This is a genomic window from uncultured Rothia sp. (assembly GCF_963544205.1).
In the GTDB taxonomy this organism is placed as follows: Bacteria; Actinomycetota; Actinomycetes; order Actinomycetales; family Micrococcaceae; genus Rothia.
The window spans coordinates 99326-113478 of sequence record NZ_CAUUDY010000002.1 but is presented as its reverse complement, the minus strand read 5'-3'; the positions used below and the strand labels follow the sequence as shown (position 1 = coordinate 113478).

Annotated in this window: 11 protein-coding genes and 3 tRNA genes; 12 read left to right on the top strand and 2 right to left on the bottom strand. The window is 60.1% G+C overall.

Going from position 1 to position 14153, the window contains the following annotated elements:
* The first annotated feature begins 41 nt into the window (after positions 1-41).
* From RWZ58_RS02420 to RWZ58_RS02410, 3 genes are all read left to right on the top strand, one after another.
* On the top strand, positions 42-431 hold the full coding sequence (locus RWZ58_RS02420; RefSeq protein ID WP_314657131.1) for a DUF2218 domain-containing protein: 390 nt from the start codon (positions 42-44) through the stop codon (positions 429-431).
* A 358-nt stretch (positions 432-789) separates the two neighbouring features.
* Positions 790-951: a DUF1440 domain-containing protein gene (locus RWZ58_RS02415; protein ID WP_399549382.1), complete on the top strand. Its 162-nt coding sequence runs from the start codon at positions 790-792 to the stop codon at positions 949-951.
* A gap of 358 nt (positions 952-1309) precedes the next feature.
* Positions 1310-2713 (top strand): FAD-dependent oxidoreductase, encoded by a 1404-nt coding sequence (locus RWZ58_RS02410; protein ID WP_314657129.1) that lies wholly within the window; start codon positions 1310-1312, stop codon positions 2711-2713.
* A 351-nt stretch (positions 2714-3064) separates the two neighbouring features.
* On the opposite strand, the gene RWZ58_RS02405 is transcribed toward RWZ58_RS02410, so the two are convergent.
* On the bottom strand, positions 3065-3646 hold the full coding sequence (locus RWZ58_RS02405) for a hypothetical protein (protein ID WP_070691791.1): 582 nt from the start codon (positions 3644-3646) through the stop codon (positions 3065-3067).
* A 1016-nt stretch (positions 3647-4662) separates the two neighbouring features.
* Here RWZ58_RS02405 and RWZ58_RS02400 point away from each other — a divergent pair.
* From RWZ58_RS02400 to RWZ58_RS02370, 7 genes are all read left to right on the top strand, one after another.
* A tRNA-Glu gene (locus tag RWZ58_RS02400) sits at positions 4663-4735 on the top strand.
* A gap of 67 nt (positions 4736-4802) precedes the next feature.
* Positions 4803-4876, top strand: a tRNA-Asp gene (locus RWZ58_RS02395).
* Between the two features lie 73 nt (positions 4877-4949).
* Positions 4950-5022: transfer RNA gene (locus tag RWZ58_RS02390), tRNA-Phe, on the top strand.
* Positions 5023-5213: 191 nt separating this feature from the next.
* Positions 5214-6161, top strand: a complete 948-nt coding sequence (locus RWZ58_RS02385) for an ATP-binding cassette domain-containing protein (protein WP_314657126.1) — start codon at positions 5214-5216, stop codon at positions 6159-6161.
* On the top strand, positions 6158-6937 hold the full coding sequence (locus RWZ58_RS02380; RefSeq protein ID WP_314657124.1) for an ABC transporter permease subunit: 780 nt from the start codon (positions 6158-6160) through the stop codon (positions 6935-6937). The genes RWZ58_RS02385 and RWZ58_RS02380 overlap by 4 nt, the downstream gene beginning before the upstream one ends.
* Positions 6938-6940: 3 nt before the next feature.
* Positions 6941-7639: an ABC transporter permease subunit gene (locus tag RWZ58_RS02375; RefSeq protein WP_314657122.1), complete on the top strand. Its 699-nt coding sequence runs from the start codon at positions 6941-6943 to the stop codon at positions 7637-7639.
* A gap of 5 nt (positions 7640-7644) precedes the next feature.
* Complete coding sequence (locus tag RWZ58_RS02370) at positions 7645-8610, top strand: ABC transporter substrate-binding protein (RefSeq protein WP_314657217.1); 966 nt, start codon at positions 7645-7647, stop codon at positions 8608-8610.
* Positions 8611-8754: 144 nt separating this feature from the next.
* Here RWZ58_RS02370 and RWZ58_RS02365 read toward each other — a convergent pair whose 3' ends face one another.
* Positions 8755-10575, bottom strand: a complete 1821-nt coding sequence (locus RWZ58_RS02365) for an alpha,alpha-phosphotrehalase (protein ID WP_314657120.1) — start codon at positions 10573-10575, stop codon at positions 8755-8757.
* Between the two features lie 414 nt (positions 10576-10989).
* On the opposite strand from RWZ58_RS02365, the gene ilvD reads away from it, so the two are divergent.
* The gene (gene ilvD / locus RWZ58_RS02360; protein ID WP_311654996.1) at positions 10990-12834 is read left to right on the top strand and encodes a dihydroxy-acid dehydratase; all 1845 of its coding nucleotides are present in this window, start codon (positions 10990-10992) and stop codon (positions 12832-12834) included.
* Between the two features lie 254 nt (positions 12835-13088).
* Entirely contained in the window at positions 13089-14123 is a 1035-nt protein-coding gene (locus tag RWZ58_RS02355; protein WP_314657118.1) for a 2-oxoglutarate dehydrogenase, read from the top strand.
* The last annotated feature ends 30 nt before the right edge of the window (positions 14124-14153 follow it).

The following is a 14153-nucleotide window of genomic DNA, read 5'->3' as shown; positions in this document are numbered from 1 at the left end:
GTGTGGTGAGCCTTTTCGGCATAGATGAGAAGGAGTCCACCGTGACTGAAACTCCGCAGGAAAACACTGCTGCCCCCACTGAAAACCAGTCTGCCGAGAACTACCCCGCTGCAGAATCCCTGCCGGTACGCCAGCGCGCCGTCGTAGCAACCGACCGACCCGCCCGCTACATCAAGCAGCTCGGCTCGCACATGGGCCGCAAGCTCGGCACCGCAGAACTGCCCGACGGACTGCGCCTCACCTTCAACCGCGACGGCATTTTCCGCGGCTACGGTGACCTGCGCGCCACCGACGGCGCACTCATCATGGAGGTGCGCGCCGATAGCGACGAGCAGGCGGTTCACCTGGCGGGTGTGCTGGATCGCCACCTGGTCCGCTTCGGTGAGCGCGACGAGCTGACCGTGAACTTTGAGGCGGTACCCGCCTCCTAACGACCGCCCGCAGTCTTCGTTTCGGGTCGCACACGAATGCTTTATGAGCCCCCGGTACGGTGAGTTTTTCTCGCCGTGCCGGGGGCTTTTGCGCGCTCAGGTGGCTTTAGGGGGAGTGGTATTGAGACGCTTTCAAGCTATACATGAGGCAATGTGACATTTTGTGTGAAATCTGTCAGTAAAAATTTTGTGGACTGCATAGAAAATAAAAACACTAGTCAGACTGCTATAAAAATAAAGGTATTTTTGGCTTTAAGTGGGTTTATGTGAGAAAACCCTAGGAATAATAGTGGGATTGCGGTAGGGTTGAGGCACCACACACACCATATATACAGCTCAGGAGCATCATGCCCCCCCAATGGGCATTGTGCCCGCCCCCTGGAACCAGCCCTTCGGTGAGCACTTCTCCGAATTCTTCGGCCACATCATCTGGCTCTGGTCCATCGAACTGGTTCGCCGCGACCTGCGTAACCGCATCACCGGTGAGCCGGACGCCGAGTACCCCGTCGAGGCGCGCTAAGCTTCGACTCTACTAAGCTTCGGCCCTTCAACTCCTCGCCCGCACGCGGTTGAGGTAGCAAAAACCCACGCGGATGCGTGTTCCACACCCTGCCCCGCCCTCCTGCACCTCGGAGGGCGGGGCAGTTTTTATGCCCGCCGCGTGCGCAGGGTTCCGGAACCGACCGTGCTGCCCCTCCCGGATTAGGTGACATCCCCGGATTAGGTGACAGAAAATTGTCCTATTTAGTGGGCGAAGACATATAAGCCCCCGAACACCCGTCAATCCCCGGTAAAATAGGCAGGAAGTGAACACTAAGCTCACCGCCTGTTCGCGCCGCACCGGGCGCCTGACGGTGAACTTCGAAAGGAAGATTTTCGTGTCTGAAGCAGCACGCCCCCTGCGCGTCGCCGTTATTGGTGCAGGTCCCGCCGGTATTTACACCGCCGACATCCTCACCAAGTCTGAAGAGGTCCGCACCGGCGCCGTCGAGGTCGCCATCGACATCTTCGACCGCTACCCCGCCCCCTTCGGCCTGATCCGCTACGGTGTGGCACCGGATCACCCCCGTATTAAGGGCATCATCACCGCACTGCACAAGGTCCTGGACCGCGGTGACATCCGTTTCTTCGGCAACGTCGAATACGGCAAGGACCTGACCCTCGCCGACCTGCGCGAACACTACGACGCCATCATCTTCGCAACCGGCGCGATTTTCGATGCACCCCTGAACATTAAGGGCATCGACCTGGACGGCTCCTACGGCGCAGCAGACTTCGTCTCCTGGTACGACGGCCACCCCGACTACCCCCGCACCTGGCCGCTCGAAGCTGAGCAGGTTGCAGTGCTCGGTAACGGTAACGTCGCCCTGGACGTCTCCCGCATCCTCTCCAAGCACGCTGACGACCTGCTCGTCACCGAAATCCCCGACAACGTCTACCAGGGTCTGAAGGCTTCCCCCGTGACCGACGTGCACGTCTTCGGTCGCCGCGGCCCCGCACAGATGAAGTTCACCCCGCTCGAGCTGCGCGAACTCGCACACTCCCGCGACGTGGACATCGTCCTGTACGAAGAGGACTTCCAGTTCGACGCTGCTTCCGAGGAAGCAATGGAGAAGAACGCCCAGACCAAGGTCATGATGAAGACCCTGCGCGGCTGGCTGGAAGACCAGAAGAACAACGAGCAGACCGCATCCCGCCGCCTGCACCTGCACTTCCTGCAGTCCCCGCACGAAATTCTGGGTGAGGACGGCAAGGTTGTGGGTCTGCGCATGGAGCGCAACAAGCTCGACGGCAAGGGCGGCATCATCGGCACCGGCGAGTACGTGGACTACCCCGTACAGGCTGTCTACCGTGCAATCGGCTACTTCGGTTCCGAACTGCCCAAAATCGGTTACGACGACAAGCGCGGCGTCATCACCAACGTTGAGGGTCGCGTCGTGGACGAGAACGGCGAGGTCGTTCCCGGCCTGTACGCATCCGGTTGGATCAAGCGCGGCCCCGTCGGCCTGATTGGCTCCACCAAGTCCGACGCACTGGAAACCATCACCCACCTGCTTGAGGACCGCGAGAACCTCTACACCGCACCCGAGCCGGACGCAGAAACCTTCAGCGCATACCTGGACTCCAAGGGCATCAAGTACACCACCTGGGAAGGCTGGCACCGCCTGGACGACCACGAGAAGGCACTGGGCGCAGCATCCAAGGACGCAGCCGGTGAGCCTCGCGCCCGCGTGAAGGTTGTGGACCGCGACGAGATGATCAACATCTCCCGCGGTGAGTAATCTTCTAGTACGTAGAACATAGAAATCGACCCCGTACCGTGAGCCGGTGCGGGGTCGATTTTTGTCTATATATAAGAAGGTATATAAGGAGGCGGGGGAGCGGCTGGGAGGAAACTCGAGAAGCGCTCGCCCAAAAGAAGAGTTAAAGAAACCCACCCCGCACCATGAGGTCATGCGGGGTGGGTTGGGTAGGTGCCGAAGACACTCGAGGACATACCCTCCGGCTACCCGGACGCGCAGCGAGCCCATGCAGTGACTCCACGTGCGGCGCATCCCTTAACGGGGTCTAGAAAGCTAAAGAAACACCAAGATTAGCTCTCTAAACACGCGCATAGCCGTACGGTGTGTAGACTATGCACACTTTTTGAGGACGTCTTCAATGCCCAGAATGGCCTTGAGTACGGTTTCAGTTTCAGTACCCAGCTTCTTGCGGGCTTCACCAGAAATGACAGCCTTCACGATGTTCTTGAAGGTCTTCCACTGCTTGAAGGCGTTAACGAGTGCCTTAATAAGCTTGTAAATGGCGATGCCCAGCTGAATGACAAACTTTGCAATACTGACAACGCAAGCGATAACACCAACGGGGGAGAGCGCTGCGTGGGCACGTCCATCAGACTTGCGGACAGCGGCCTTGGCGCTTGCAATCTGACGGCCTGCGTCAGTGCCCTGGACGGTGGTCAGGTTGCCCAGTGCGCTCTCAATGCCGCTATTGACGCGGTTGGAGGATCCAGGCTTCGCATACTTCAAACGGGCAGGTACCTGCTCCAGGCGGCGCAGAATCAGCTTGAGCTGCTGGTCGGCAGTCATTGCCTTCTGCGGATGTGCCATCTGCTGCGCCTGCGCTGCGGGTGCAACTGCACAGCCGAGAGCGATGGTTGCGGTGCCTACGCCCAGTGCACGGAATGCCGTGCGACGGTTCATCGTTGCGGACACTGGATCCCCCCTTGGATCTCTATGCGGTTTATCGGTGCTGTAATGTGCGGTGACTTTACGTCTGGGGCTCCGGAAATGGCCCCGTGCAAGGTCCGGAAGTGACCTCACGTCCTCTATAGTACGGTGCTCAAAGAGGGGGCTTCAAGCCATTTCAGGGGGTATTTTCAGCTGGCTTTTATCAGTCCTTGTCAATCGCTAGAGGTTTATCAAATCTTTATATTTCTGTGTCGTCATAATTCCGTATTTACCTGCACGGAGAGAAAAATACGCATCTGACAAGCCGGTTTATTGTATTCCCTGGAGTGAATATTTTCATTTAGGTGCACTCTCTGGGGTATTTGCTTTACGGGGCACCTTTTTGATGGCTTCGTGGGGGCTAAGGCGGGCCTTGCTAAAGGTTGCATTGTAAGCTCTTTGCAAGGGGTGCTCTGAGTGGGGGGGGGTACTCCTTTTCAAGTTTCTGCACCGCGGGTAGTGCCTGCTTGCGCCCCCTTACCGTGCCTTTTATAGAGGTGCCCATAAATTGGTGAAAATTCTTCGGAGATATTTTGGGGTGTTTTAGGCTGCCGCGAGGTGACCTAAGGGGCTGGATGTGGGCACTCGGAATTCTTTTGAGAAGCTGCCTAGGTGTCTTCGGGCTCTCATTGGACTTTCCTTGGGCTCTCCCCGGAGCACTTTCGGAACAAAAATTTGGAAGATTCTGTGGCAAATCTGCAGAAATCAGGGCGGATATGAGGGCTTCTTTGAAGCTCTTATGGGTGCCCAAAAGTCGCTAAAACCCCTCCAAAAGCCCCTGATTTGGGTTGTTGTGAAGAAATTTTAAAATTTTTTGAAGTTTTTCTGAATCCTCATTGACAAGCTTAAACACGTATGTGCCAGGCTATAAATGGTCGAAAATGGGGGTCAAAATCGGGCAAAATCGAACAAAACGGTTTGCGCACCTCCTCAGACCTGTCATAGACTAGTGGAGGTTCGAACGACGGGATGAAGAAAACGGAACCTGTTCGATCGACTAGGCCCCCATCGTCTAGCGGCCTAGGACGCCGCCCTTTCACGGCGGTAGCACGGGTTCAAATCCCGTTGGGGGTACTTGCAAATCCTCAGATTTGCAAAGCCATGTTGAAGAAGCAGATTATACCCCTGCCGAATCCAACAAGGCCCCGTAGCGCAGTTGGTTAGCGCGCCGCCCTGTCACGGCGGAGGTCGCGGGTTCAAGTCCCGTCGGGGTCGCTCTGGCCGCGTAAGTTCAGATGATTGTTCATCCGAAGACGCGGTCATTGCGTATCTAAAAGTAAATACGCAAGGCTCTGTAGCTCAGTTGGTAGAGCGTACGACTGAAAATCGTAAGGTCACCGGATCGACGCCGGTCGGAGCCACGAAATCCGCCTCCAGGCTTCTACAGTGGGGCGGGTTTTGTTTTTAAAAAAAACTTTGCGGTTGCAGATACTGCAAGCCCGTCGAAAAGGCGGCATCTTGGGAATAAAACCCCGAGGTGCCGCCTTTTTGTATACAGTATTGTATACAGAGGCACCTGCCCTATAGTCACTGCAGAAAGCACCACCGACCCATGACCGCCCAAAATTCAGCCGCCCAAAATTCAACTCACCCGCACCAAGAGGACTCGCCTCAGATTCCCTGGGCAAAGAATTCTGCCGCTGACAGCAACCCGGCAGGCGGAATTCGCTTCGAGAACATCACCAAGAGCTACCCGAGCCGGACCGGCGAACCCACCACGGTATTGCAGAACCTGAATCTGCACATCCCCGCCGGGCAGATTACCGTGTTCGTTGGACCCTCCGGATGCGGTAAAACCACTAGTCTGCGCATGATTAACCGCATGGTAGAGCCCAATAGCGGCACCATCACCATTGACGGCGTGAACGTGCACGAGAAGAACCCTTACGAGCTGCGCCGCGGCATCGGCTACGTCATGCAGCAGGGCGGGCTCATGCCGCACCGCACCGTCACGCAGAATATTGCCACCGTGCCGCGTCTGCTCGGCGCCTCCCGCAAAGAGGCGCAGGCTCGCGCCCTCGAACTGCTTGAGGTCGTCGGTCTGGATTCTTCGTACGCCAAGCGCTACCCCGCCCAGCTCTCGGGTGGCCAGGTGCAGCGCGTGGGCGTGGCGCGTGCTCTCGCCGCCGATGCGCCCATCCTGCTCATGGACGAACCCTTCTCCGCTGTGGACCCGGTCGTGCGCACCGACCTGCAGCGCGAGCTGCTGCGCCTGCAGGCTCGCCTCGCCAAGACGATTGTGTTCGTCACCCACGATATTGACGAGGCGCTCTTGCTGGGAGATCGCATTGCCGTCTTCGCGGAGGGCGGTCGCCTCGCCCAGTTCGGCACTCCCGAAGAGATTCTCTACAGCCCCGCAGATGATTTTGTGTGCTCCTTCGTGAGTCGCTCCGTTGCCGGTCTGCTGGATGAACAGACGGTGCGCCAGGCGCGCGCACGCCGACTTGCAGACTTCCGAGAAGCACAGGATAGCGCGGTGGAAGGTGAGAAAAGCGAATGAGCCTTCTAGAAAATACTGTGCTCGCGGCGCCGCCTCTCGCCGTGCAGCCCCTAGTGGCATCACCCCTGGCGGCAAGTGACATGCACTGGGAGTGGGTCGCCACCAATAGTCAGCGCATCCTCGAACTGACCCTCAGCCACCTCTACCAGGGCGTTGTGCCCGTCGCGATTGGCACCCTCGTCGCGCTGCCGGTCGCCTACTACGCGAGCCGCCGCCGCGACCGCGGTTCCGAACGCCGCCTCGGTGCGCGAACCCTCATGCACCTCTCCTCGCTGCTGTACACCATCCCCTCCATCGCACTGTTCGTGCTGATGCCGCTCATCCTGGGAACCTCGATTATTTCCCCGCTGAACGTGCTTGTCGCCCTGAGTGTCTACTCCTTTTCTCTGATGGTGCGCTCCGGCGCGGATGCCTTCGACTCCGTTCCCGATAGCGTGCACGAATCCGCCCGGGCCCTCGGATACACGCCCCGACAGGCGCTGATGGAGCTCTACCTGCCCCTCGCGGCGCCCGTCATCATGGCGGGAATCCGCGTGGCAACCGTCGCGAATATTGCGATGGTGTCCGTAGGTGCCCTCATCGGTGTGCCCTCGCTCGGCACGCTCTTCACCGACGGGCTCGCGCGCAATATCCCTTCGGAAATCCTGGCTGGCGTGATTCTCAGTCTGCTGCTGGCGCTGGTCCTCGACCTGCTCCTTATCCTTCTGACCAGGCTCTTTACCCCCTGGCAAGCAGGAACACCCATCCGCCACCGAAGCCCCGAGAGGAGGGCATAAACCGTGAACGTCATAGAACGAACCCTCGTCTACCTCATGGACGGCGCCAACTGGCAGGGAAGCACCGGAATCCTCGTGCGTCTGCTTGAACACGTGGGTGTTACCGCCCTCGCCACCGCCTGCGCGGCACTCATTGTGGTGCCCCTCGGCCTCTGGGCTGGGCACCACCGCCCGGGTTACGGCACCAACCGCGGCCGTAGCAATCTGCTCATGAGCACCGTTGCCGCCACCCGCGCGCTGCCCGCGCTCGGTCTGCTCACCATCCTGGCACTCTGGCTGGGCGTCTCGACCCTGCCCTCCCTGATCGTGCTCATTATTATTGCGGCAGCGCCCCTGCTCGCCGGAGTTCTTGAAGGCCTTGCCGCCGTACCCGAAGACCTCGTGGACGCCGCCCGCGCCCAGGGTCTCACCGAATGGCAGATTCTGACCCGCCTCGAAATCCCGCTTGCCGCCAACATGATGCTCGGCGGGCTCCGCTCCGCACTCGTGCAGGTCATCGCAACCGCGACCATCGTCGCCTACCTCAGCGGCGGAACCCTCGGCAGGTACCTCTTTGACGGGCTCGCCGTGCGTGACTACCCGCGCATGCTTGTCGCAACCCTGCTCGTAGCGCTTCTCGCTTTCGCCGTGGACGCGCTCATGGGCATCATTCAGCGCGCACTCACTCCCGCGGGGCTCACCATCAACCGGAAGAAGGCATGAACCCGATGAATCAGGCACCTAAAACCTTCTCGCGCCGCACTGTTTCTCGTCGCACTGCCCTCACCGCCGCCGGAGCGCTCGGCATGGCGGGTATCCTCAGCGCCTGCGGGCTCAGCGGCGACAAAGTCTTCAGTGGCGAACACGAAGGAATCATCGTCGGCTCAGCCGCCTTCGCCGAGTCCCAGATTCTCGCTGAAATCTACGCTGGAGCCCTTGCGCGGGCGGGATTTAACGTCCGCACCCAGCTGAGTATCGGCGCCCGCGAAGCGTACCTGGGGGCACTCGCCTCCGGTGCGGTGGACGTTATCCCGGATTACTCCGGCAATCTGCTGCTCTACCTGGATCCGAAGGCAACCGCTTCGACCGCCGAGCAGATTCTGCAGGCGCTACCCGCCGCACTCGGCACCCTTAAGACGGGCGACTCAGTGGCTGAAATTCGCGCCCTGAAGGCTTCCGAGGCTGAGGATAAGGATTCGCTCGTGGTCACCGAGCAGACCGCCCAAAAGTACGGTCTGCGTAGCATCGAGGACCTTGCCTCCCGCTGTACCAACCTGAAGCTCGGCGCCGCCCCGGAGTTCGCCGAGCGCGCCTACGGCATCCCCGGTCTGAAGGAGAAGTACGGATGCGTTCCCGCCGAGTTCGTGCCCCTCTCGGACGGCGGCGGCGCGCTGACCGTCAAGGCCCTACTGGATGACACCGTGCAGGTGGTTGACCTCTACTCGACCACCCCCGCGATTGAGCAGAACAAGCTGGTGGTGCTGGAGGATCCGAAGAACATGATTCTGGCTCAGCAGGTGCTGCCCATCATTAATACGTCGCGAGTACCCGACTCCGCGGCAGAGGTTCTGAACCGTGTCTCGGCGAAGCTGACCACCGCCGATCTGCGTACCCTGAACGACCGTGTTTCGGGTACTTCTAAGCAGGAGCCCGCGCAGGCTGCGGCTACCTGGTTGGATGAGCACGGCTTCTAGCATTCCGCCTGACATTCCACATAAATTCCTCTAAAGGAATGGGTATAAATAAAACCGACCTGGGAATATTCTAGAAATAGAATATTCCCAGGTCGGTTTATATCACCCCATCCCACGCATCAGGGGAGGGGCGTACAGTAGCTTCTAGCCGTCAATCAGCAGCGCCAGCGCCTCGTAGGGACGCAGGCTCAGCGTCGCTGCCTCCGCCGAATCAGACACAGCAGAATCCGCCGCAGCAGACTCAACCGCAGAATTCTTGTAATTACACACCAGCACGCGACCGGAACGAACGAACTCAGCCGGAACCTCAACCTCGGTCGGCTCACCGTAGAAGTTCGTCAGCACCAGCAGACGCTGCGCCGGGCGGCCGTTCTCAGCGCCAGTCTCGGCAGGCAGCTCGCGCAGGTACGCGAACACCCGCTCGTGCTCCAACGCGTAGGGGGCGTACGAGCCGTACGCAATCACCGGGTACTGCTTACGCAGCGCAATCAGGTTGCGGTAGTAGGGCAGAATCACGCCGTCGCGTTCCTCATCCTCCACCGAAATGCCCGCGCCGGTTGCCGCATCACGCACCGGGCCGGGAGCCAGCCACGGCGACTTGGAGCCGAAGCCGGCAGTCACCGGATCCGCGGTCCACTGCATCGGCACACGCGAATTATCGCGAGCCTTCGACGCCACAATCTCCAGCGCCTGCTGCTCACTCAGGCCGCGCTCACGCAGCATTGCGTAGGCGTTGTGCGCCTCCACATCCACGTACTGCTCAATCGAGGAGTAGACCGGGTCAATCATGCCGATTTCCTCGCCCTGGTACACGTACGGGGTGCCGCGCAGCAGGTGAATCACGGTCGCCAGCATGGTCGTGGACTCGGCGCGGTAACGCTCAACATCACCAAAACGGTTCAGGGCGCGCGGCTGATCGTGGTTATTCCAAAACAGTGCGTTCCAGCCGCCGCCAGCCTGCATGCCCAGCGCCCAGTCGTTCAGAATCTGCTTCAACTCGGCAAAACGGAACGGAACCTTCGACCACTTCTCGCCATTCTCGTAGTCCACCTTCAGGTGGTGGAAGCTGAACACCATATCCAGCTCGTGGTTTGCCGGGTTGGAGTAGCCCACGCAGTTTTCGATGCTGGTCGAGGACATTTCGCCCACGGTCACGGTGTCATCATATTGACCGAAGGAGGCGCGGTTCAGCTGCTGAATGCGGGTGTGCACAATCGGGGTGTCGGTGTATTGTGCCTTGTCCACGGTGCCTTCGGGGGCGTCGAGTAGTTCCTCACCCTTGCCGATGACGTTAATGACGTCGAAACGGAAGCCGCGCACGCCCTTCTCGTACCAGAAGTTCACAACCTTAAACAGTTCGTCGCGCACAACCGGGTTGTACCAGTTCACGTCCGCCTGGGTGCGGTCGTACAGGTGCATGTAGAACAGGGGAGTGCCCTGCTCATCCGTGTACTCGCCGAAGCGGGACCAGCAGGGGCCGCCGAACTTCGACTCCCAGTTGGTCGGTTCGCGCAGCCGACCGTCCTCGGTGTACTTGCCGGGGCGAATGTAGAAGTAGTCCCAGTACTCGCGTTCACCGGCGAGGGCGCGCTGGAACCATTCGTGCTCGGTCGAAATATGGTTGAGGACCATATCGAACATGACGCCCACACCGTGCTCGGCGAGGGCGGCTATCATCTCTTCGACATCCTCCATGGTGCCCAGGTCGGGGTTGATGGCGTAGTAGTCGGAGATGTCGTAGCCGTTGTCGTTCTGCGGGGAGGCGAAGAACGGGTTGAACCACACCATGTCCACGCCCAGGGAGGCAATGTAGGGTACCTTCTCGATCACGCCGCGCAGATCGCCGTAGGCGCCGCCGGCGGAAGAGTAGAAGGACTTGGGGTACACCTGGTAGATGACGGAGGACGCGAAGTCCTTGCCGCCTGCCGGGGTGAGTGTGAGCGATGCGGTGGGTGCCTGTGTCATGGAAACCTTCTGAAACGTGAACTGGGTTCAGTGCCTATGAAAGCGTGTATAGATCAGTGTGTTGGGAACGAACCGCGCCGGTGCTACGTGTGCTGCTACGTATGCACAGCGAGGCCCGTACGCGGCAGGCACAGCAGCCCGCCGCCTCCCGGTGCGTTCGCCGACTGAATATCGCCGCCCGCAACCTGGGCTCATTCCAGATTAGGGGGCATAATGGGGTGATGTCCCCCATCTACCCCAAAGGGGGCAATTCTGCCGCAGATCCGGCACAACCCCGTGGCCTCAACCCTCCCACCGATAGGCGGTTGCAGGCTCGTGCGCGTTTCGATGCATGAAACCAAAGTGACCCTGAGCTGAAGAGCGTTGGACGCCGCGCGTAAAATCAGTACTTGCATCACTACGGAAGGTAAAACAATGCCAGAACTGCGTTCACGTACTTCAACTCACGGCCGTAACATGGCTGGTGCCCGCGCCCTGTGGCGTGCCACCGGCATGGGCGATGACGACTTCGGTAAGCCCATTATTGCTATCGCGAACTCCTTCACCCAGTTCGTGCCCGGTCACGTGCACCTGAAGGACATGGGTGAGCTGGTCGCCGGCGCGATTCGTGAGGCTGGCGGCGTCGCCAAGGAATTTAACACCATCGCTGTTGATGACGGTATCGCGATGGGTCACGACGGTATGCTCTACTCGCTGCCTTCCCGCGATCTGATTGCTGACTCGGTCGAGTACATGGTCAACGCGCACCGTGCCGACGCGCTGGTCTGCATCTCTAACTGTGACAAGATCACCCCCGGTATGCTTCTGGCGGCTATGCGCCTGAACATCCCCACCATCTTTGTCTCTGGCGGCCCCATGGAGTCCGGTGAGGGCATTGAGGGTATTGTTGAGCACCGCCTCGACCTCATTGATGCCATGGTGATGGCTGTTGATGACAGCGTCAGTGACGCTGCGCTCGCTCAGGTTGAGAAGAATGCATGCCCGACCTGCGGTTCGTGTGCGGGTATGTTCACCGCGAACTCCATGAACTGCCTGAATGAGGCGATTGGTCTGGCGCTGCCCGGTAACGGCACCACCCTGGCTACTCAGGTTGCTCGTAAGGAGCTGTTCCTGGACGCTGGCCGCCGCATCGTTGAGCTGGCTAAGCGCTACTACGAGCAGGATGACGAGTCGGTTCTGCCCCGCTCCATTGCGACCAAGGAGGCGTTCGAGAACGCTATGGCGCTGGATGTGGCGATGGGCGGTTCGACCAACACCGTGCTGCACACCCTGGCGATTGCTCACGAGGCGGGCGCTGACTTCACCCTGAAGGATATTGACCGTATTTCGCGTCAGGTTCCCTGCCTGGCGAAGGTCGCCCCGAACTCCACCAAGTACCACATTGAGCACGTGCACCGTGCCGGCGGTATTCCCGCCCTGCTGGGTGAGCTGAACCGTGCCGGCCTGCTGCACAAGAACGTTCATTCTGTTCACGCTGATTCGCTGGACGAGTGGCTGGACGAGTGGGATATCCGCAGCGGCAAGGCGAGCGAGAAGGCGAAGGATCTGTTCCTCGCAGCTCCCGGCGGCGTGCGCACCACCCACGCGTTCTCCACCGCGAACAAGTACGAGTCCCACGAGACTGACGCTGAGAACGGCTGCATCCGCGCCGTGGAGCACGCGTACACCAAGGACGGCGGCCTGGCGGTCCTGTACGGCAACATCGCCCAGGACGGCGCAATCATCAAGTCCGCTGGTATTGATGAGGAGCTGTTCCACTTCAAGGGTCGCGCCTTCGTGGTCGAGTCTCAGGACGAGGCTGTGTACGAGATCCTGTCGAAGAACGTGAAGGAAGGCGACGTTGTCGTCATCCAGTACGAGGGCCCGAAGGGTGGCCCCGGTATGCAGGAAATGCTGTACCCGACCTCCTACCTGAAGGGTCTGGGCCTGGGCAAGAAGTGTGCACTGATTACTGACGGTCGTTTCTCGGGTGGTACCTCGGGTATTTCGATTGGTCACGTCTCCCCGGAGGCGGCTGCTGGCGGCGCTATCGGCCTGGTGCAGACCGGCGACGAGATTGAGATTGACGTGAACAACCGCATCCTGCGTGTAAACGTTTCGGATGAGGAGCTGGCTGCTCGCCGCGAGGCGAAGGGTGCTGCACCGTGGCGTCCGACGAAGCCGCGTGAGCGTCAGGTCTCGAACGCTCTGAAGGTGTACGGCATGTTGGCTGCTTCGGCTGATAAGGGCGGCGTGCGCATCCTGCCCGAGGACGCATAAGCCCCTCACATATTTTCTGAGAATTTAATATTCTTGCCCCTGTGGGCTGGCGCCCCGTTCCGCGGTTTTCTGCGGGGCGGGGCGCTGTTCTTTGTCCGCATCTTTGTCCACCGTCGTGGGATACCCGGTGCGGCGTATTGCCTTGTCAACGGCGTTGCAGTAGGGTGTAAGAGGGTATTTCAGGTACCCGATTCACCGACTCAGCACAACCACTCAAACACAACGCAATTCGCAACCTTCACGAGGACGCATTCATGGTTACCCTGCCCGCGCGCGCACAGCGTGCCTTTACTCGTCGTGCCCTGACGGCTCTTGCCTGCATCGGCGCGCTCGCTTTGAGTTCCTGCTCGGCACAGCCGCAGGCTGATGATTCTGAGACCGCCCCGATGAAGGTGGCGACTTCTTCCGCGGCTGTTGACGCGAAGACCCTGTTCCACGCGGCGGACGGCTCCTGGAAGCCGAATACTGTGCAGATCTCTGCCGGTCTGGATTCCCCGGCAACGTACGATTCGGTGGCGACCCCTACGAATGAGCCGAGCACCGACGCCGAGTACGAGGCGGCTTACGCTACCGCGAGCGGCTCCGCGACCACCATTGATGCGGGTACCCGCTGCGGCGTGACTAGCCTGCTGGGTGGTTCCGCCGGCATTTACGTGTATGACGGTTCGGACTGTGCGAAGGCTCAGGAAGCGGTACGCCTCTTCAACAGCCGCAAGAACCAGGACGGTGCGGCGAGCGTGGAGTGGTACCAGTGCGCTACGAAGGTGCAGGGCCGCGACTACATTACGGGTGCCTGCTTCACTCAGGGTGGTAGCGCTGAGAAGCCTCGCCTGGCGCTGATTCCGGCGCAGACCCGCATGCTGTCGGGTACGCTGACCTTCACTGCAGCTTATGGCGGCGGCACTTTCGGTCAGGGCGATTCGGCGAAGACCGTTGAGGCGCTGCGTTTCACCACCCCGGATTCTAAGGTGGCGTGTTCGATTAAGCCTGAGGGCGTGGACTGCCAGGCGCTGGTGGGCGTGACCCTGGAGGGCTGGGATGCCGCCTCCGGTAAGGCGCAGCAGCGTGTGCATATGGCGCAGGGTCAGGCGCCCGAGGTGAGCCTGGTCGGTCAGAGCTCCACCCCGGAGCCGGTGAATACCGAGGGTATTGTTGCTCTGCCTGCCGGTCAGGTGGTGACCGCGTACGGTTACACCTGCAAGTCGGTGAATACCGGTAAGGTGCATTGCGTGAGCGCGACGAATGGTTTCACGCTTGACTCGGTGGAGGTTGGCGTAGAGCGCCGCTAAACAGGGCGCGCCGATAAGCCGAGAGCGCCG